The sequence below is a fragment of the Rhodoferax sp. UBA5149 genome (assembly GCF_002413825.1).
Taxonomy (GTDB): Bacteria; Pseudomonadota; Gammaproteobacteria; order Burkholderiales; family Burkholderiaceae_C; genus Rhodoferax.
Genome location: NZ_DHXT01000004.1, coordinates 4,919 through 5,937, shown reverse-complemented (window position 1 = coordinate 5,937; position 1,019 = coordinate 4,919). Strand labels below are relative to the sequence as shown.

The 1,019-nt window shown below is 60.5% G+C and carries 1 protein-coding gene; it reads right to left on the bottom strand.

Features of this window, described 5'->3' with window-relative positions; genetic code table 11:
- Positions 1-62: 62 nt before the first annotated feature.
- Positions 63-1,019, bottom strand: a 957-nt coding sequence (locus tag B3V69_RS00175; RefSeq protein ID WP_296442667.1) for a methyl-accepting chemotaxis protein, incomplete at its 5' end; no start/stop codon positions are given.

The window sequence follows — 1,019 nt, the reverse complement described above, 5'->3', positions numbered from 1 at the left end:
CCGGGGCGCACCTCGTCCGCCCGTTGTTCCAGTGTTGTTTCTGTTGTCATGATGGTCTCCCTTTATGCTGCGCTTTGCAGTTCGTCGGCAAGAGAAGATATCTCTTCGATGGCGGAGGCCAACTCCTCGGCGCCCTTGGATTGCTGCGCGGCAGCACTGGCCGCTTCGTTGGCCGCTTTCTCGGCTTCCTGAGATGCAGTGGAAATCTGCTCGATTCCCCTCTTCGCCTGACCGATGGCCGTGGCAATTTCCATGGATGCCGCCAGAATTTCGCGCGTACCCTGCTCAACCACGATGATGTCGGATTCGATCAGGTTGAGGTTGGCGGTCGAGGCCTTGGCCCCTTCCACCTCGCTGAGGGCGGATTTGACGATGTCATCAAGATCGGTGCTAACGGCAACAATCTGATCCTGCACCGCTTTCACCAGGTCCTTGATGCGGTCGGCGTTTTCGGCCGAGTCGCGGGCCAGGTTACGGATGTCGGTGGACACCACGACGAAGCCCTTGCCGAACTCGCCGGCGCGCGCCGCCTCGATGGAGCCGTTGACCGCCAGCATGTTGGTCTGGATGGACACCGTGGTGATGGCTTCGACAATCTTGTTGATGCGCCGCGACACCTGCTCCAGATCTTTCACCTGTTTGATACTGTCCTGCGTGCCCCTGACCGATGAGGTAATCCCGTTGATCAGCTCATCCACCGAGACCTTGTTGACGCCGAGTGTTGCCAGTACCGCCTTCACCTTCTCGCCGCCATCCGTGGCACGCTGCTGCGCCACCTCCACGCCTTTTTCGATCTGGTTGACTGCCGCCGAGGATTGTTCGCATGCCGCTGCGGACGTCTGCGCGCCCTTGCGGATCTGTTCGATGGCCGCCATGATCTGGGCGCTGGCGCTGTTGATTTCCTGCACGGCGGAGGAAAGCTCCTCGGCCGAAGACGCCACCTCTTCGGCACTCTTGGCCACGTCGGTGGAATTTTTCAGGTCCTCTGCCAGTTCGGACATGGCTTGCGTCGCCTGCTC